The sequence below is a fragment of the Lacticaseibacillus camelliae DSM 22697 = JCM 13995 genome (genome assembly GCF_001311195.1).
Classification (GTDB): Bacteria; Bacillota; Bacilli; order Lactobacillales; family Lactobacillaceae; genus Lacticaseibacillus; species Lacticaseibacillus camelliae.
The window spans coordinates 26,751-44,022 of the sequence record NZ_BBAJ01000014.1; the positions used below are offsets into that span (position 1 = coordinate 26,751).

General features: G+C 53.7%; 14 protein-coding genes and 7 pseudogenes. 18 read left to right on the forward strand and 3 right to left on the reverse strand.

Annotated features, from left to right (window positions below):
* Positions 1 to 3 precede the first annotated feature (3 nt).
* From JCM13995_RS04150 to rpmH, 3 genes and pseudogenes are all read right to left on the reverse strand, one after another.
* Positions 4 to 830: pseudogene (locus tag JCM13995_RS04150) on the reverse strand (membrane protein insertase YidC).
* Between the two features lie 26 nt (positions 831 to 856).
* Positions 857 to 1,216, reverse strand: coding sequence for a ribonuclease P protein component (rnpA, locus tag JCM13995_RS04155; RefSeq protein ID WP_054662792.1), 360 nt, complete (start codon positions 1,214 to 1,216; stop codon positions 857 to 859).
* Between the two features lie 219 nt (positions 1,217 to 1,435).
* Positions 1,436 to 1,576, reverse strand: coding sequence for a 50S ribosomal protein L34 (gene rpmH / locus JCM13995_RS04160; RefSeq protein ID WP_003568442.1), 141 nt, complete (start codon positions 1,574 to 1,576; stop codon positions 1,436 to 1,438).
* A 635-nt stretch (positions 1,577 to 2,211) separates the two neighbouring features.
* Here rpmH and JCM13995_RS18165 point away from each other — a divergent pair.
* The 18 genes and pseudogenes from JCM13995_RS18165 to JCM13995_RS04240 form a co-directional block, all read left to right on the forward strand.
* Positions 2,212 to 2,283, forward strand: a pseudogene (locus JCM13995_RS18165) (hypothetical protein); the annotation flags it as partial.
* 204 nt (positions 2,284 to 2,487) lie between these two features.
* Positions 2,488 to 3,523 (forward strand): annotated as a pseudogene (dnaA, locus tag JCM13995_RS04165) (chromosomal replication initiator protein DnaA); the annotation flags it as partial.
* 171 nt (positions 3,524 to 3,694) lie between these two features.
* Positions 3,695 to 4,832 (forward strand): annotated as a pseudogene (gene dnaN / locus JCM13995_RS04170) (DNA polymerase III subunit beta).
* A gap of 88 nt (positions 4,833 to 4,920) precedes the next feature.
* On the forward strand, positions 4,921 to 6,246 hold the full coding sequence (locus JCM13995_RS04175) for a hypothetical protein (protein ID WP_054662795.1): 1,326 nt from the start codon (positions 4,921 to 4,923) through the stop codon (positions 6,244 to 6,246).
* Between the two features lie 250 nt (positions 6,247 to 6,496).
* Positions 6,497 to 6,712, forward strand: a complete 216-nt coding sequence (yaaA, locus tag JCM13995_RS04180) for a S4 domain-containing protein YaaA (protein ID WP_054662798.1) — start codon at positions 6,497 to 6,499, stop codon at positions 6,710 to 6,712.
* Positions 6,709 to 7,836, forward strand: a complete 1,128-nt coding sequence (gene recF, locus JCM13995_RS04185; RefSeq protein WP_054662801.1) for a DNA replication/repair protein RecF — start codon at positions 6,709 to 6,711, stop codon at positions 7,834 to 7,836. The genes yaaA and recF overlap by 4 nt, the downstream gene beginning before the upstream one ends.
* Before the next feature lie 12 nt (positions 7,837 to 7,848).
* Positions 7,849 to 9,820: pseudogene (gene gyrB, locus JCM13995_RS04190) on the forward strand (DNA topoisomerase (ATP-hydrolyzing) subunit B).
* A gap of 306 nt (positions 9,821 to 10,126) precedes the next feature.
* Positions 10,127 to 12,724 carry a DNA gyrase subunit A gene (gene gyrA, locus JCM13995_RS04195; protein ID WP_054662804.1) on the forward strand — a complete coding sequence of 866 codons (2,598 nt, stop codon included), beginning with the start codon at positions 10,127 to 10,129 and terminating at the stop codon, positions 12,722 to 12,724.
* Between the two features lie 151 nt (positions 12,725 to 12,875).
* Complete coding sequence (locus JCM13995_RS04200; protein WP_054662807.1) at positions 12,876 to 13,580, forward strand: MgtC/SapB family protein; 705 nt, start codon at positions 12,876 to 12,878, stop codon at positions 13,578 to 13,580.
* A gap of 374 nt (positions 13,581 to 13,954) precedes the next feature.
* Positions 13,955 to 14,251, forward strand: a complete 297-nt coding sequence (gene rpsF / locus JCM13995_RS04205) for a 30S ribosomal protein S6 (RefSeq protein ID WP_054662810.1) — start codon at positions 13,955 to 13,957, stop codon at positions 14,249 to 14,251.
* A gap of 23 nt (positions 14,252 to 14,274) precedes the next feature.
* A pseudogene (gene ssb / locus JCM13995_RS04210) lies at positions 14,275 to 14,852 on the forward strand (single-stranded DNA-binding protein).
* A 58-nt stretch (positions 14,853 to 14,910) separates the two neighbouring features.
* Positions 14,911 to 15,147 carry a 30S ribosomal protein S18 gene (gene rpsR, locus JCM13995_RS04215; protein WP_054662813.1) on the forward strand — a complete coding sequence of 79 codons (237 nt, stop codon included), beginning with the start codon at positions 14,911 to 14,913 and terminating at the stop codon, positions 15,145 to 15,147.
* 214 nt (positions 15,148 to 15,361) lie between these two features.
* Entirely contained in the window at positions 15,362 to 15,604 is a 243-nt protein-coding gene (locus JCM13995_RS14870) for a ClbS/DfsB family four-helix bundle protein (RefSeq protein WP_054662816.1), read from the forward strand.
* Positions 15,588 to 15,734, forward strand: coding sequence for a ClbS/DfsB family four-helix bundle protein (locus JCM13995_RS17515; RefSeq protein WP_369385603.1), 147 nt, complete (start codon positions 15,588 to 15,590; stop codon positions 15,732 to 15,734). Before JCM13995_RS14870 ends, JCM13995_RS17515 begins: the two co-directional genes overlap by 17 nt.
* Positions 15,688 to 15,897: pseudogene (locus JCM13995_RS16705) on the forward strand (ClbS/DfsB family four-helix bundle protein); the annotation flags it as partial. The gene JCM13995_RS17515 and the pseudogene JCM13995_RS16705, both read left to right, overlap by 47 nt.
* A gap of 54 nt (positions 15,898 to 15,951) precedes the next feature.
* A complete protein-coding gene (locus JCM13995_RS04230) occupies positions 15,952 to 16,194 on the forward strand; it encodes a hypothetical protein (RefSeq protein ID WP_054662822.1) in 243 nt (80 codons plus the stop codon).
* Entirely contained in the window at positions 16,145 to 16,687 is a 543-nt protein-coding gene (locus JCM13995_RS04235) for a hypothetical protein (protein ID WP_156314314.1), read from the forward strand. Before JCM13995_RS04230 ends, JCM13995_RS04235 begins: the two co-directional genes overlap by 50 nt.
* 238 nt (positions 16,688 to 16,925) lie before the next feature.
* Complete coding sequence (locus tag JCM13995_RS04240) at positions 16,926 to 17,240, forward strand: helix-turn-helix domain-containing protein (RefSeq protein ID WP_054662828.1); 315 nt, start codon at positions 16,926 to 16,928, stop codon at positions 17,238 to 17,240.
* Positions 17,241 to 17,272 lie beyond the last annotated feature (32 nt).

Here is a 17,272-nt window from a genome sequence, read left to right on the forward strand (position 1 = left end):
CGATTACTTCTTCAGTGCACGCTTGTAAGCCTTGCGAACAGCTTTTTCGTGTTCCTTCTCGGCCCGTGCTTTTTCTTCCCGTTCCTTCTTCATCTTGAATGGGTTTTGAAGCAGGAAGGTCTGCGCCAGTGAAAAGGCGTTGGTGACGACCCAGTAAATCGACAGGCACTTGGGAAGCTAAAGGCCACGACTAAAATCATCAGCGGCGAAACGGCGGCCATGATCCAGCTCGTCGATGTCCGCGTCGGCTGAGCCAGCGTGGAAACCACCGACGTTGCCAAGGTGAACAGCGCCGCCAGGATCGGCATGATGAAGTACGGGTCAGGCTTGCCTAGGTTCATCCACAGAAATTGCCCGACTTTCAGCGCCGGGGTCCGGTAAATCGCCTGGTACAGGGCCAGCAGGAACGGCATTTGGACCAGCAGCGGCAAGCTGCCCATAACTGGGTTGACGCCCGCTTCGGCCTGCAGCTTCTGCGTTTCTTCACGCAACTTCTGCTGGGTCTCAGTGTCCTTGGAGCTGTACTTCTTCTGTAGTTCCTTGAGCTGCGGCGCAATCGCCTGCGACTTGCTCATGCTCTTGATCTGGTAGTAACTGAGCGGGAAAATCAGGATCCGGATGATCAGGGTGAATAAGATGATCCCGACACCGACGTTACCACCGGAAATCTTAGCCAGCCAAAGAACAAATTGGGCCGCATTATAAATGACGTAACGGTCCCACGGGTTCGTCGATGCCTTAGTAACTGTCGACGTCCCGCAAGCGCTTAAAACTAGCACCAGCGTAATGATACCAAGACTCAGTAAGAGCCGTTTGGTCGATTTTTTCACGAATAAGTCCTCCAACAAAAACCGTATTATATCGTTGTCACGTCTGATTCAGCGAGTAGGCCAGCCAGCTTCATGACGTGAACCAAGTTCTTCTTGGTCCCGGCCATGTCAAGCTGGTTGGCGCTGCGCCGTGCGATCACGAGAAAATCCGCCTGCGGGTCGATCTCAGGCTTGAGCTCAAGCAGGCTCTGGCGGATGTAACGCTTGATCTGGTTGCGCATCACTGCGGTGTGACCCACCTTCTTGCCGACACTAATGCCAACGCGAAAATGTTTCTGGTCACGCTTTAGGGTGTAGATCACAAAATTGCGGTTCGCGACTGATGCGCCGTTGTCGAACACGTCTTGAAATTCTGATTCCTTTTTAATGCGGTATGACTTTCGCAAAGCGCTCCCTCACAATCTGCTTACTAGTATACAAGACCAGGCCGCGCCTCGCACGGGTTTTTCTGGGGTTTCCACCTATAATAAAAGGTGAGGATCCCTAATCGGGCTTTGCAGTCGCAACTCAGGAGTGGCTAGCTATGCGTAGCGGCTACCCATCCTGCCAAGAGCGCGACTGCAAGGCACCTTGCAAAAAAAACCACTGACGCGGTCAGTGGTTGGTTAGGCAGATAATACTTTACGTCCCTTAGCGCGACGCCGTGCTAACACTTTGCGGCCGTTCTTCGTGCTCATCCGCTTCATGAAGCCGTGTACACGTTCGCGGTGGCGCTTCTTCGGTTGAAAAGTCCGTTTGGTGGTCATAGGAACACCTCCTGTTAAGTTTGCTATTTAATGCGTATTGCTACGCCGAATAACTGATTGTCAGTAAACAACTTTTCATTATACGGACTACCCCCTGCCGCGTCAAGGATTCCTTGAAAAAAATCCCTTCTGGAATTGTCCACAAATTGGCCACTTTGCGCACAAAGCTGTGGACAACCTGTCACCCGACTTTTCGCTATTTTCGGTTATCCCCAGGCTGATGAACGGCTTGTCGGCAAAATCACAGCCTGTTGAGAAAGTTATCAACAGGATGTTTTCAACCTGTTCAAAACTTGTGAAACATGCATCACAACGGGCCCTACGTTTCACACCAGAATGTGCATAACTCGAAAAAAAGCTGACTTTTAGCGGTTTATTCACGCGTTGGGGACAAGATTATCCCTGCGCTGGGGAAACTTGATTTTCTTGGACGGTCAACATGTGGAAAACTTCTGATTCTGTGGAAAACTCTACAGGGCAATGCTAAACTGAAAAGTGCGATGTCGCGAATCGATCATCCATGGGAAAATCGGTTGGCGGCTTGATTTCGACTACATTTTTCGGTTGCGGAGGGGCAATACGTGCCAAATATCGATGAGCTATGGGCATATTTAGAAGAAAAATTCCGGGCAGAAATGACCCCAGTCAGCTTTAACACTTGGGTCGGGGCGGTCAAACCGCTAACGTTGACCCAAACCACGATCACCATTGGGGTCCCGTCACAGCTACACAAAACCTACTGGGAACAGAACCTAGTGACGAAGGTCGTCGAGTGGTGCTACGAGTTCGGCAACCTCGAGATCTCGCCTGTCATTAAAATCATGGGTGACAACTCGACTGCCACCAGCACCGCTGCACCAGGCACCCAGCCTGCCAACTCGCAGGCAGAGTCGGCCCCGATTCCGACCTATAAGGAAACATCTCATCTCAATAGTAAGTACACGTTTGAGACCTTCGTCACCGGCAAGGGCAACCAAATGGCGCACGCCGCGGCCTTAGTCGTGTCCGAGGAACCCGGCGTACTCTACAATCCGCTATTTTTGTACGGTGGCGTGGGGCTGGGCAAGACCCACCTGATGCAGGCCATCGGTCACCAGCTGCTGGAATACAACCCTCAGGCCAACGTGAAGTATGTGACCTCGGAGGCCTTCGCGAACGACTTCATCAACTCCATCCAGACCAAGAAACAGGAGGAGTTTCGGCAGGAGTACCGCAACGTCGACCTCCTGCTGGTCGATGATATTCAGTTCTTCGGCGACAAGGAAGCCACGCAGGAAGAGTTCTTCCACACATTCAACGCCTTATATGAGAACAAAAAAACAAATCGTCCTGACGTCGGACCGGTTGCCCAACGAGATTCCCAAGCTGCAAGAGCGTCTGGTGTCCCGCTTCAAGTGGGGCCTGTCCGTTGATGTGACGCCGCCAGATCTGGAAACTCGGATCGCCATTTTACGCAACAAGGCCAATGCCGAGCACCTCGTCATCCCCGACGACACCCTGTCTTACATCGCCGGCCAAATCGACTCCAACGTGCGTGAGCTGGAAGGCGCGCTGGTGCGGGTCCAGGCTTACGCCACCATGGCCCATGAGGACATCACGACCAGCATGGCAGCTGAGGCGCTCAAGAGTCTGAAGCTGTCGGGCAAGGACTCCGAGCTGTCGATCGCCAAAATTCAGGATATCGTCGCCAAATATTATCAGGTCTCCGTCAGCGATCTGAAAGGCAAAAAGCGCGTCAAGCAAATCGTCATGCCGCGGCAAATCGCGATGTATCTGGCCCGCGAAATGACCGACAACAGTCTGCCGAAAATCGGCCAGGAGTTTGGCGGCAAGGATCACACCACCGTCATTCACGCCCACGAAAAAATCGAGCAAGCCATCACAGACGATTCCACGCTGAAGGATCAGGTCATCGAGCTGAAGAACCGGTTGCGCAACCGTGGATAGGACTTGTGGAAAACTCAGGGATTCAGCACCGACTTTTACGCCGAGTTATCCACAGGTGGAAAACTTATTTGCCTGGGTTTCTCAAGTTTTTCCCCAAGGTCCACAGCCTCTACTACTATTACTTAAAAAGCGTATTATATAGATAACGCTACGCTTGGGAGGACAGAAAAAATGAAATTCACGATCACACGTGCCACGTTCATCAAATCGTTGAATGATGTGTCCAGGGCCATTACCACGAAGACCACCATTCCGATCCTGACGAACCTGAAGATGGACTTAACGGACACTGCTTTAGTGCTGACCGGCAGTGATGCCGACATCTCAATTGAAAGCAAAATCGACGCCACCAGTGAGCAAAACGATCTGCAAATCGAAGACACCGGCAGCATCACCGTGCCAGCACGGTTCTTCACCGAAATCGTTAAGCGCCTGCCAGAGAAGACGATGACCGTGGACGTTCAGGACAACTTCCAGACTGTCATCACCAGTGCTCGTCTGAATTCAAGATCAACGGCTTGGACGCAAACAACTATCCGCGATTGCCAGAAGTGTCCAGCGAGGATGCACTGACGGTGCCAGCCGACGTGTTGCGTCAGCTTATCTCACAAACCGTTATTGCTGTTTCGACCCAGGAGAGTCGGCCGATCCTGACTGGTGTCCACATTCAAATTGAAAAGGGCAAGCTGATTGCCGTTGCGACCGATTCCCACCGCCTGGCTCAGCGCACACTGGATCTGCCCAATGCCGGGGATGCCAGCTACGACGTCATCATTCCAGGTAAGAGTCTGACTGAACTGGGCCGGACACTGACCGATGACATTGAGAATGTCGAAATCCGGTTTGCCTCTAATCAGGTGCTGTTCATCGCCGGTAACACGATGTTCTACTCACGACTTTTGGAAGGCAACTATCCGGATACCAGCCGCCTGATTCCAACAACCAGCACGACCAACATCGAATTCGACGCGCCAACTCTGCTGGCAGCCATTGGCCGGGCCAGCTTACTGTCACACGAAAGCTCCAACAACGTGGTTCGGCTCAGCCTGAACATTGCCAAGCAAACGGCCACGATTTACGGCAACTCGCCTGACGTCGGGAACGTCGAAGAAGCCTCCAGTTCCAGAAGCTGGAAGGCGACGACCTCGAAATTTCGTTCAACCCGGATTACATGAAAGATGCGCTGCAAGGCATTGGCGGGACCTCAATCGTTCTCGCGTTCACTGCGCCACTACGGCCATTCACTTTGGTGCCAACTGAGGACAAAGAGCACTTTGTTCAGCTGATCACACCAGTCCGGACCTTCTAACTAAACCCGTTTTGATATTACCCCTGTGGCCTTTTGGTCGCAGGGGTTTTTGCATTGCGTAATCTACGGCTAGAAAGGGGGCCGCGAGATGCGTAAGTGGTGGTTATGGTTCGTCATGTTGGTCGGAATGTTTTGGGGTGGCGGGCAGCGAGTCGAGGCGGCGCTGCCTTATCAGAATCTGTTGTTTGAAAATGTGACGTGGTCGCCTGGGATGCAAAGTGGGGGTATGTATATGCTTCCCAAAGACCTTTGGACAGTGGTCAATCAAGACGTTAAGCTAAGAACTCCCTGGACATTGGACCACGGACGAAGCTTTTTGGGAAGTCCGAAGTTAATTATTTCAAGAATAAACACAAGCAGTTCAGGTCAGATTCAACCAGCGCCGGAACTATCTATTTCCTTGTTCGGAGACCTGTTAATTAAACCAAGAACGGTTGGTGAACAATTTTATCGGATAAAAACTATCAATCTGGAGAATGAAGAGAGCTTTGAGATGGATTTCACTCTGCATGTCGTTTCAAGTGTTGGCACAGACCCAAAAGCTTTTCGCGTGAATACTAACGGGTATGAAATATTCGATTTTGTCCCGCTTGAACTATTTTTGGTCGATGTAAATGAGCATAAATATGTGCTCCCTTTAAGTAAATGGCATACAGCGGCAGACCCCAATATGCTTTCCTTAGTGTTGACCCCCAATTTGCAACCTTTGTCATCTAATGAAGAGCTTACTGTGTATCGACCGCCAGCGGTCACAGACCTTCAGAGAATCCAAGCAGGCAGCTACAGGGTTATTCATCATCCAAATCCTATTGCTGTCAATCAACGTGGGGAAGCCACCGTTAAGCTGCCTGTTATTGTGCCACCATATGGCGATGGCCAGGTTAGATTTGCATGGGTCAGCGCTAGCGGCAAAAGAACTGTATTACCAATTACAGAAGATGGCACGGTCCATTTTAGCGGCTTAACTAGGGCGAGCTTCCCGATGAAATGGCAGATTGAGTATAAAATCTCACCTTTCAAGAGTGATGACGACAAGGCGTCGCAGGTGTACGATTACGACAATATTTTGGGAACGTTTCTCGATCCACTAACCAGCGACATTCCCGTCGTCCCACTGCCACCGCTTTTCACTGGTACATATACTTTGGCGCAAATCGCCGCCGGCTCGATCGCCGTTGCGCCTGAGTGGCATCAGTTGGACATCACCGCGAACGGACCGTGGACACTGCAAATAAGTCTCAAGGCGCCACCAGCGCTGCCGATGCGGCTGCGTTTGGGCGAGCAGGAGACCGGAACCGAAGAGGCGGCGATTGCGCTTTCTGGAGTTGATAATCAAACCGTGTCCCTAGCCGAAAGTCGGCTGATCATTCCGAAAACGCCGCTGCTTTCACCTGCACTTACACGGCAGAGATAACGTTTAGTCTGATTCGGGGCCCAACCTCATAATAAAGTGGCCATTCTCGCCGAAAAACGCGAGAATGGCCATTTTTTTGCGTTTTTGGCCGTTTTTGCCTTCTTTGTGTACGGTGGACCGTCCCCCACTAAATCAGCCGCAGAGCCGCTTAAAACGCCAAATTGGATTGAAGCTTATGCATTAATACGGTATAATATATAGGTAGTAAATTCGCACATTGCGATAAATCTAACGTCAAAGGAGTGGCAGCATGTCGACTGTGACGATCACAACCGCCTTCATTACACTGGGGCAGCTTTTGAAAGATGCCGGTGTCGTGGATAGCGGCGGCGCGGCTAAGTATTTTCTGAAAGAAAATACGGTGCTGGTCAATGACCAGGCCGAGGACCGGCGTGGGCGCAAGCTTGAGGCTGGCGATACCGTAACTTTACCGGATCACACCAGCTTCACCGTGGCGCGCGCGTGAAGCTTGAGCACCTGACCCTGCATAATTACCGTAATTATGCGGACGTCGATACTGATTTTTCGCCGCAGATCAACGTGCTGATCGGCGAGAACGCACAAGGCAAAACGAACCTGCTCGAGGCGGTGTACGTGTTGGCGTTAGCACGCAGCCACCGCACCAACAATGACCGCGAACTGATCCGTTTTGGTGAAGACTTCGCTCGGGTCAATGGGCGCATCGGTCGCAGCAGTGGCCCGATGCAATTGGAGCTGGTGATTTCAACGCAGGGGAAGCGTGCCCGTGTCAATCAGATCGAGCAGCCGAAGCTCTCCCAATACCTTGGTCGGTTCAACGTGGTGTTATTTGCGCCGGAAGACCTCGCGATTGTCAAAGGTAGCCCGGCCAACCGCCGGCGCTTTATCAACATGGAATTCGGACAGATGAGTCCCAAGTACCTGTACAACCTGACTCAGTACCGCACCATGCTGAAACAGCGCAACGCGTACCTTAAGCAGCTGAAGTACCACCAGGCTAAAGACCTGGTCTACCTTTCCGTTTTGTCGGATCAGCTGGCAGCGTACGGCGCCGAAATTGTCTCTGCGAGAGAGACCCTGCTTCACCAGATGGCAGGCTTTGCCGCGGTAATCCACAGCGGCATCACCAAAGGCCAGGAGAAGCTGACGTTCGAGTACCGGACGCAAGTGCCGTCAAGTGCCCGTGGCGATGTCAAAACGGCCTACAAGGCGCTTCAGGACCTTTATAGCGAACACCAAAGCCGGGAGATCGACCAAGGCACCTCGCTGGTCGGCGCCCACCGCGATGATGTGGCGTTCATTGTGAACGGCAAAGACGTGGCAAATTTTGGCAGCCAGGGTCAGCAGCGCACCACTGCGCTGGCTGTGAAGCTCGCCGAAATCGACCTGATGAAGGCCCAAACCGGGGAGTACCCGGTGCTGCTGCTTGACGATGTGCTGTCCGAACTGGATGACACGCGCCAGACTCATTTACTGAAGGCCATCCAAAACAAGGTGCAGACTTTTCTCACCACCACTAGCCTGGATGGCATTGCCCAGGAAATAATTGAGACCCCGGCCGTGTATCACGTGCAAAATGGGGTTCTGACCGCAGACTCTGCGGAAGCGTAAGGAGGAGCATGAATGGCAGAAGATAAAGAAACCCAAGAAGAGCTCGTCAAGGAAAAAGAGGAAAAGGCCGCCGAATACGACGCCAGCCAGATCCAAGTCCTTGAAGGTCTTGAAGCGGTCCGCAAGCGGCCGGGGATGTACATTGGGACGACCTCGAGTCAGGGTCTGCACCACCTGGTGTGGGAAATCATCGACAACGGGATTGACGAAGCCCTTGCCGGGTTTGCCAGCGAAATCGATGTCGTGGTTGAGCCGGACAATTCCATCACCGTCACCGATGACGGACGCGGGATCCCAGTCGACATTCAAAAGAAAACCGGCCGGCCAGCGTTGGAGACGGTTTACACTATTCTGCACGCCGGCGGTAAGTTTGGCGGCGGCGGATACAAGGTGTCCGGCGGGCTGCACGGGGTTGGCGCGTCTGTCGTCAACGCCCTTTCGACCGAACTGGATGTCGTGGTCACCCGTGGCGGCAAGCGTTACTACATCGACTTCACGCGCGGCAAAGTGAAGACCCCGATGAAGATTATCGGGGATGCGCCGGAGCATGAGCACGGCACCAAGGTTCATTTTGTACCGGACCCGGACATTTTCACTGAAACCACGACCTATGACGACAAAATTCTGGTGCAGCGCATTCGCGAGCTGGCCTTCCTGAACAAGGGCCTGCAGCTGAACTTCACCGACAAGCGCAAGGACACCGCCGAAAAGCTGTCGTTCAAGGCGGAAGGCGGCATTCGCGAGTACGTCGAATTCCTCGACAAGGGGAAGGACAACCTGCTGCCGGAGCCGATTTACGTGGAAGGCCAGTACAAAGGCATCACCGTTGAAGTCGCGCTTCAGTACGCCACCAACGCTACGCCAGCAACCTGTTGACGTTTGCCAACAACATCCACACCATCGAAGGCGGGACTCACGAAACCGGCTTTAAGGCCGCGCTGACGCGTGTCATCAACGACTACGCCCACAAGTCAGGTGCCTTGAAGGAAAACGACGAGCCGCTGTCTGGTGAAGATGTGCGTGAAGGCATGACCGCTGTGGTTTCCGTCAAGCACCCGGATCCGCAATTTGAAGGTCAGACCAAGACCAAGCTTGGCAATGCTGACGCCCGGACGGCCGTTGACCGTATGTTCTCCGAGCACTTCTCCAAGTTCTTGATGGAGCACCCGGCAGAGGGTAAGCAGCTGATCGACAAGGCCATGCTGGCGAATAAGGCCCGCGCCGCTGCTAAACGTGCGCGTGAGGTCACCCGCAAGAAGTCTGGGCTGAAATTTCCAACTTACCAGGCAAGCTGGCGGATAACTCCAGCAAGGATCCTGAGATTTCCGAGCTGTTCATCGTCGAAGGGGATTCCGCGGGCGGTTCCGCGAAGTCCGGCCGCAGTCGCTTGACGCAGGCCATCCTGCCGATTCGGGGGAAGATCCTGAACGTTGAAAAAGCCAGCATGGAGCGCATTTTGGCTAACGAGGAAATTCGGACGCTGTTCACCGCCATGGGCACCGGGTTTGGCGATGACTTCGACGTCTCCAAGGCTCGTTATCACAAACTGATCATCATGACCGATGCCGATGTTGACGGTGCGCACATTCGCACGCTGCTTCTGACGCTGATTTATCGCTATATGCGGCCGCTTCTGGATGCCGGCTACGTCTACATCGCCCAGCCGCCGCTGTATCGGGTGCGTCAAGGCAAAATGATGAAGTACATCGACTCCGACGAAGAACTGGAAGAAACGCTGGGGCAGCTGCCACCGTCACCAAAGCCGGAGATTCAGCGTTACAAAGGGCTTGGCGAAATGGATGCCAGCCAGCTCTGGGAAACCACCATGGATCCGGACAAGCGCCGGCTTCTGCGGGTTTCCCCAGAGGACGCCGAGAACGCTGATGGTATTTTCGAAATGCTGATGGGCGACTCGGTCGGCCCGCGCCGCCAGTTCATCGAAGATAACGCGGTTTACGTCGACAGCAAGAACATCGATGCTTAATCGGGGGGCCTTGTGACCTACGCCGGGAATGGCTGGCGACGCGTAGCTAGAAGTAGCGGACACCGCTTCGAGCCTCGCAAGCGAGTCTCTCAGTCGGGTCTTCTGCTAGGCGGTAAACCGCCAAGCAGAATTTCGAAACTGACATTCCCGGCTCCGGCCACAAGACGGCATCACCGATGGCAGATATGTCCCCTCGAGCGCGTCGCTACATTGCTTGTACGGAGGCCACTCCCGAGGCATCAGTAAACTTTTTAAGTAAACAGAAGTACCACTAAACAGCACCACTGAGAGGAGCTAAGAATTCACATGGATGATCGTCAAGAAAGCCGGATCACCACCGTTAATCTGGCCAAAACCATGAAGACCTCATTCCTGGAGTACGCGATGAGCGTCATCGTGGCACGGGCCTTGCCCGATGTCAGAGACGGCCTCAAGCCGGTCCAGCGCCGGATCCTGTACGGCATGAATGAACTCGGGGTCACACCGGATAAGCCATACAAGAAGTCCGCACGTATCGTTGGGGATGTCATGGGGAAATATCACCCGCATGGTGACTCATCGATTTACGAAGGCATGGTCCGCATGGCGCAGGACTTTTCCTACCGCTACATGCTGGTCGACGGGCACGGGAACTTCGGCTCTGTCGACGGCGATGGTGCCGCCGCGATGCGGTACACCGAAGCCCGCATGAGCAAGATCACAATGGAAATGCTCCGCGACATCAACAAGGACACCATCGATTATCAGGACAATTACGATGGCACCGAAAAAGAGCCGACCGTGCTGCCGGCGCGCTTCCCGAACCTGCTGGTCAACGGCGCGACCGGGATCGCCGTGGGGATGACCACTAACATTCCGCCGCACAACCTGGCGGAGGTCATTTCCGCGCTGCACATCTTGATGGATAATCCGGACGCGACGACAGCGGACCTGATGTCTGCGCTGCCTGGGCCCGATTTTCCGACTGGCGGGCTGGTCATCGGCAAGTCTGGCATTCGCCGGGCATACGAAACCGGCAAGGGCACGATCATCGTGCGCGCCAAGACCGAGATTCAAACGTCGAAAACCGGCAAGGAACGCATCATCGTCACCGAAATTCCGTACATGGTCAACAAGGCGAAAATGGTTGAACGCATCGCCGAGCTGGCCCGGGAAAAGAAGATCGATGGCATCACCGACCTGAACGATGAGTCCGACCGCGACGGGATGCGCATTGTCATTGATGTGCGCCGCGACATGAGCGCTTCCGTGGTGCTGAACAACTTGTACAAGCTGACACCGATGCAGACCGGTTTTTCCTTCAACATGGTCGCCATTGTCAACGGGGCGCCGAAGACCCTCAGCCTCAAGGAAATCCTGCAGTACTACCTGAAGCATCAGGAAGAAGTCATTCGCCGGCGGACCGAGTTTGATCTGAAAAAGGCCCAGGCGCGGGAGCACATCCTGGCCGGGTTGAAAATCGCGCTGGATCACATCGACGAGATCATCAGCATCATCCGCGGCAGTGAAACCGGGGATAAGGCTAAGGTCATCCTGATGGATAAGTTCGGCCTGTCTGATAAGCAAAGCCAGGCCATTCTCGACATGCGGCTGGTCCGCCTGACCGGTCTGGAACGCGAGAAGGTCGAAAACGAGTACAAAGACGTGCTCGCTGCCATTGCCGATTACAAGGACATTTTGGCCAAGCCTGAACGCATCCACCAAATCATTTACGACGAACTGCTCGACATCCAAAAGAAGTTCGGTGACAAGCGCCGCACTGAACTGCTGGTCGGCGAGGACCTGACCATCGAAGACGAAGACCTCATTGAAGAGGAAAACGTTGTGATCACCCTCACGCACAACGGCTACATCAAGCGCCTGCCAAGCGATGAGTTCAAGGCGCAAAACCGCGGCGGCCGTGGAGTCCAAGGAACTGGTGTGCACGACGATGACTTTGTCGAGCACCTGGTCACGACTTCGACCCATGACATGCTGCTGTTCTTCACCAACACCGGTAAGGTTTACCGGATGAAGGGCTACGAAGTCCCTGAGTACAGCCGCACGGCCAAGGGCATCCCAATCATCAACCTGCTGGGCATTGACAACAACGAAAAGATTCAGACGGTGCTGAATGTGAAGCGCCACGACACAGACGCGGATGAGGACGCCGAGGCTGCCAGCGATGACTACCTGTTCTTCGTCACCCGCAACGGGGTCGTCAAGCGCACGCCGACGCGGGAGTTCTACAACATCCGCAAGAACGGCCTGATTGCCTTGAACATGAAAGACGGCGACGAGCTGAGCAACGTCATTTCGACCACCGGCGAAAACACCATCTTCATTGGCACGCACCTGGGCTACTCTGTGACCTTCAAGGAGCAGGACGTCCGCAGCATGGGCCGTTCTGCTACCGGGGTCCGCGGCGTGCGCCTGCGGGACGGGGACTACGTGGTTGGTTCCGACATTCTCAAGCCGGATTCGGAAGTCTTCGTGATCTCCGAAAAAGGCTACGGAAAGCGGACCGCCGCCTCTGAGTACCCAATCAAAGGGCGCGGTGGTAAGGGCATCAAGACTGCCAATATCACCGAAAAGAACGGGCCGCTGGCCGGCGTCACCACCGTTGATGGCACTGAAGACATCATGGTGATCACCGATGCTGGGGTCATGATCCGCTTCAACATTGACACGGTTTCGCAAACTGGGCGGTCCACGCTTGGCGTGCGGCTGATCAAGGTCGATGATGGCGCCAAGGTTGCAACGATGGCAAAGCTGGCCCCAGAGCCAGATGAGCCAGAACCAACCGATAGTGCGGCAAGTGCTGACGGCAGTGCGCAGCGGCCGCCGACCAGCCTGCAGGCAGCGACGCAGCAAGTGCCGGCTCCTACGCTGGGGATGCAGACTCGCAGGTCAACGAGTTGCTGAAGCGCGCGAGGATGATCAAGATGATCAATCGGCCAGCGATAGCAACGACAGTGATGACAGTTCAGACGACGATCAATAATTGTTACTTAGATACGGACCGGGCGGGGGATTTTACCTTCCCGGTCCTTTTTGAAAGAAGTGGGTAAAGACAATGCACTATTCTTTGAGTCTGCTAGAGATCATTGGGCGGCTGCTGCTGGCGATGTTGATCTCTGGGGTAATCGGCTACGACCGTGAGCATAAGAACCGGCCAGCGGGCATTAAGACTCATGTGCTGGTGTGCGTGGGCGCATGCATGATTGCGCTGATGCAAAAAGAGATCGGCTTTAACGCGTTGAACACCGCGTTGGCTGAACCTAAGCTCTCCGGTGTGCTGCGGGCCGATGACGCACGTCTGATCGCCCAGGTCGTTTCCGGCATCGGGTTCCTGGGTGCCGGCACCATCATCGTGCAGCACCGCACCGTGCGCGGCCTGACGACTGCGGCGAGTCTGTGGGCCGTTGCCGCCATCGGCTTGGCGATCGGGATGGGTAACTACGACATCGCGATTCCGGGCTCCATCCTGATTATTTTGGTGCTGGTCTTCGCCAAAAATCTACTGCACGTCAACACGATGAAACGATTGTTGGTTCAGTACCATCACCGGGTCGAAACCAAGGAATTCATCCAGCAGTACTTTGACGATCACCACATCAAGGTCACCGACGTCAACTTCCGTGTGACCCAGTCGGACACCGATTCGGTTTACACCAACATCTATGAAATCGAGCTGCCGCGGGGCATGAATTACGCGGACATCATTGAGGACATTTCGATGAACAAGAACATCATGCAGATCCAGACCGTGTCGATCTGACCTTTATGTTTGGGGTCCTAATTAGTGTTACATATAGAGAATAGGAGTAGCGACCGGAGGCGGAATCAGCTCAGTGGTGAAATTGGTGTTAGCGGCTTGAGCTTAGAGTAAGCGGCTTTGCCGCATACTCTAAGCCATGCGTAGCTGCCGCTTACACCGAGGCTCGAAGCGGTGCCCACCATTTCGAGCTCCGCGTCGCCAGCCGAATTCCGCCGGAGGTCGCCGCTCCGCCCCCCCTAGGTGCCGCCCGAAATTCCTTGAGTAAAACCATTCGGTATGATACACTACTAGCTTGTGAGCATGTGCCCTTTTGGCACGCTTACTCCTTGCCCTAGGGAATAGGGCCAATAGTCCATAAGGAGGTGACATGTCAAATGGCTGAAACTAAGTATGAAGTGACCTACATCATTCGTCCAGATATCGACGAAGAGGCCAAGGCTCAATTAGTTGAACGTTTTGACAATATCTTGAAGGAAAATGGTGCCAGCATCATTGATTCCAAGGATTGGCAGAAGCGTAAGTTTGCCTATGAAATCAAGAATTTCACAGAAGGCACTTACCACATCGTTAACCTGACCGCTAACGATTCCAAGGCGATCGACGAATTCGACCGACTTGCTAAGATCAGTAGCGAAATTCTTCGCCACATGATCGTTGTCCGCAACGACTAGTTATCGTTAAGGGGGAAACTTGAATGATCAATAATGTATCATTGACCGGGCGTTTAACGCGCGATGTGACCTACGTTACACCCAAAGTGGGACCGCGGTCGGGTCATTCACCCTGGCTGTTGACCGGCAGTTCACCAATGCCCAAGGCCAGCGCGAGACGGACTTCATTAACTGTGTGATCTGGCGCAAGAGTGCTGAGAACTTCAGCAATTTCACGCGCAAGGGGTCACTGGTCGGCGTCGAGGGGCACATTCAAACGCGCACCTATGACAACGCCCAAGGCCAGCGGGTCTACGTCACCGAAGTCGTCGTCGAGAACTTCGCGCTGCTGGAAAGCAAGGCGACCACCCAAGCGCGGCCGTCTGAACCGGCAACCGGCAACAACCAAGCACAGGCTGGCGGCTTCGGCCAACAGCCTCAGTCAGGATTTGGCGGCGGGCAGCCTCAACAACGGGCCCCGCAAACACCAAACTTTGGCGCCCCTGCATCATCAGCAGCCAGTGCGAGCCAGCAAAAGCCGGCTCAGTCTGACAACAGTGCCGATCCGTTTGCCAACAATGGCAAGACAATCGACATCTCTGATGATGATCTGCCGTTTTAATCCAATCAGTCTCACCTAGGTAAGGCTGAATCAATCAATGAGTAAAGGAGTGACATCCATGGCACAACAGCGTCGTGGTGGCCGTCGTCGTCGCAAAGTCGACTTCATCGCCGCAAACCACATCGATTACATCGATTACAAAGACACCAATTTGTTGGAACGGTTCATCTCTGAACGGGGCAAGATCTTGCCGCGTCGGGTGACCGGTACCAGCGCCAAAAACCAGCGCAAGCTGACGATCGCAATCAAGCGGTCACGCATCATGGGTCTTCTGCCATTTGTCGTTGAAGACTAGTACCATCCGTCCTTTGCAGAGATGCAAAGGGCTTTTTTTTATCGATTCCGTCTGGTGACGGCGAGTTTTCTGCATTCGCTTTCTGTTATATTTTAAAATATTTGTTTGTCAATTCTAAGGCCCGGCCTTGAAAATTTTCGCGTTTAGGCCCACCATAGAGAGTGGAGACAGTGTTGAATGCGTTTATCTCAAATCCCTCAGGAGGCGATTAAACTTGGCAGAGCCACATTCACGGCAGTCATTGATTTTGGCAACGTTTGAGCGGCACGATAAGCTCGATCAGATTTTAAGCGACATGTCAGATGAAGAATTAAACGGGACCTTTCCTTTCAAAGGCCGCGATCGTAACGTTCGCGACGTTTTGGTCCAGCTGGCAGCTTGCAAAAAAAATGTACCTGGATTGGAGCAAAGCAAACCTGGCTGGGACCGCAAAGCGTTTCATGCCGAAACCCTATAGTTGGAAGAATAGCGGTAAGCTGAGCCGCAAGATCTGGCAGGCCAACCAGAAGACCACGCTGACGGAGGCCAAAAAAAGCCTTCGAAAGTTTGTACAGCGATCTGATGGACCAGTTCGAGCAAGCCAATAATGAGGAAATGTTCCTCAGGGGCTTCTACCCCTGGACCGGCAGCCTGTCGCTTGGCGAGTTTGCGACCATGGTTGCTTCCACACACTACGCTTGGGCAATCAAAGTCCTGACGCAGTACCTGAAAACAACGCGGGCGGAAAAGCCGCTTGCTAAGACGAAGTAACATCCGCTGAAAAGCGACCGCGCTGGCCGCTTTTTTTATCTCAAGGAGAAAAACATGAAACTGACAATGACAGTGACCATGACTGACACGGAGACACGCGTGACCCTAGGCGATGGGCTGGGCACCATGCTGCTGACGCGCGACCTGGAGCAACCGGTGCCTGCAAATGATGTGCGCCTCGCGACGGCCGCTAAGGTGTTGGTCGGCGTTGGCGACGTACCAGCGAAGGCGGACGGTGTGATTATCCTTGGCGTCCCGGACAGCGTGGACGGGGTCAAGGTCCAGCGCTTTTTTTGAACAGCTGATCGCAGACGGCAGTGCTTCGGCCACCGGGACAGCGGTTCAGCAATTGCTGGAGGCGCAGATGTGGGTGTTGGTCCGCTTAGGCATTCAGCTGAAGGATGCCGCTCCGACTAAGAAGCGGCCCCCCAAGGCCCGGCATCGCTTCAACAAGGCGCTGAAGACGCACGCGTTCCACGTGAAACGCGGCGGTAGCGAGGCGACGGTGTACTGGACTGCAGCCAAGGAAATGACTATTGTGCCTGGGGCCAAGCTGGTCCGTGAGCCGATGCTCAATCGCGACGGTTCGCAGAGCTACGGCACCAAGTACGGAGACAAGTTGCGCGCAGACAACGCGGCTAAGATTTCTGATTACACCACGACTGCCGCGGTGACCCTGCGCAGTGTGAACGAAGTCGGTCTGTTTCTGTATTACGGCGACACGAATGGCTGGTTAGAATTGATCGATGACGATGGGAAAACGTTGGATGAGCTGACCCGAGTCGACTGAATTGATGGTTAACCCGCAGATAGTCTCCATATACAGAAAAAAATATTTCTAAATCTAAGTTTTTTTATTTGCTGAAAATAAGCACGATTTTCACCGCGGCCGCGGCTTTCATTTATTATTTTCTTCTGAAACTGTTATTTTTATTTTCTGCATCTTTTAAGCTCTTTAATTGAAACCGTTTTTCTTATACCGTGTAGGCTAGTTAAGTGTGTTAAGTGTGAATGGAGCTGAACGGCGATTGAAAAATATTAGTCGGCTGGTGCGCGCGCAACGCAAAAAGCTCGGCTTGACGATCGAACAACTGGCAGAGCAAGCTGGCGTTTCGGTCAGCTTGCTTTCCCGAGTTGAACGCGGCGACGTTGATAACATCAGCATCAAGAAATTAACGGAAATCGGCGATGCGTTGGGACTTACTCTGGCTGACTTTTTTGCGGCCGACCAGTTCGCCGATATCAACACCCTGGCGTTGCTGAATTACCTCAAAACTTTGCCAGAAGCAAAGCGGCAGCAAATCTCAGCGGCTTTGTTGACATTGTTGCAGTCCTTCGAATAAAAAAGTGGATAATGAAGTCGCGGTGCGTCCAA

What these genes read in the sequence shown, in the direction of transcription:
- rpmH (WP_003568442.1), bottom strand. Translation starts at nt 1,576, where the DNA reads ATGACCACCAAACGGACTTTTCAACCGAAGAAGCGCCACCGCGAACGT.
- JCM13995_RS04175 (WP_054662795.1), top strand. Translation starts at nt 4,921, where the DNA reads ATGCGTAAGTGGTGGTTATGGTTCGTCATGTTGGTCGGAATGTTTTGG.
- yaaA (WP_054662798.1), top strand. Translation starts at nt 6,497, where the DNA reads ATGTCGACTGTGACGATCACAACCGCCTTCATTACACTGGGGCAGCTT.
- gyrA (WP_054662804.1), top strand. Translation starts at nt 10,127, where the DNA reads ATGGATGATCGTCAAGAAAGCCGGATCACCACCGTTAATCTGGCCAAA.
- JCM13995_RS04200 (WP_054662807.1), top strand. Translation starts at nt 12,876, where the DNA reads ATGCACTATTCTTTGAGTCTGCTAGAGATCATTGGGCGGCTGCTGCTG.
- rpsF (WP_054662810.1), top strand. Translation starts at nt 13,955, where the DNA reads ATGGCTGAAACTAAGTATGAAGTGACCTACATCATTCGTCCAGATATC.
- rpsR (WP_054662813.1), top strand. Translation starts at nt 14,911, where the DNA reads ATGGCACAACAGCGTCGTGGTGGCCGTCGTCGTCGCAAAGTCGACTTC.
- JCM13995_RS17515 (WP_369385603.1), top strand. Translation starts at nt 15,588, where the DNA reads ATGCCGAAACCCTATAGTTGGAAGAATAGCGGTAAGCTGAGCCGCAAG.
- JCM13995_RS04230 (WP_054662822.1), top strand. Translation starts at nt 15,952, where the DNA reads ATGAAACTGACAATGACAGTGACCATGACTGACACGGAGACACGCGTG.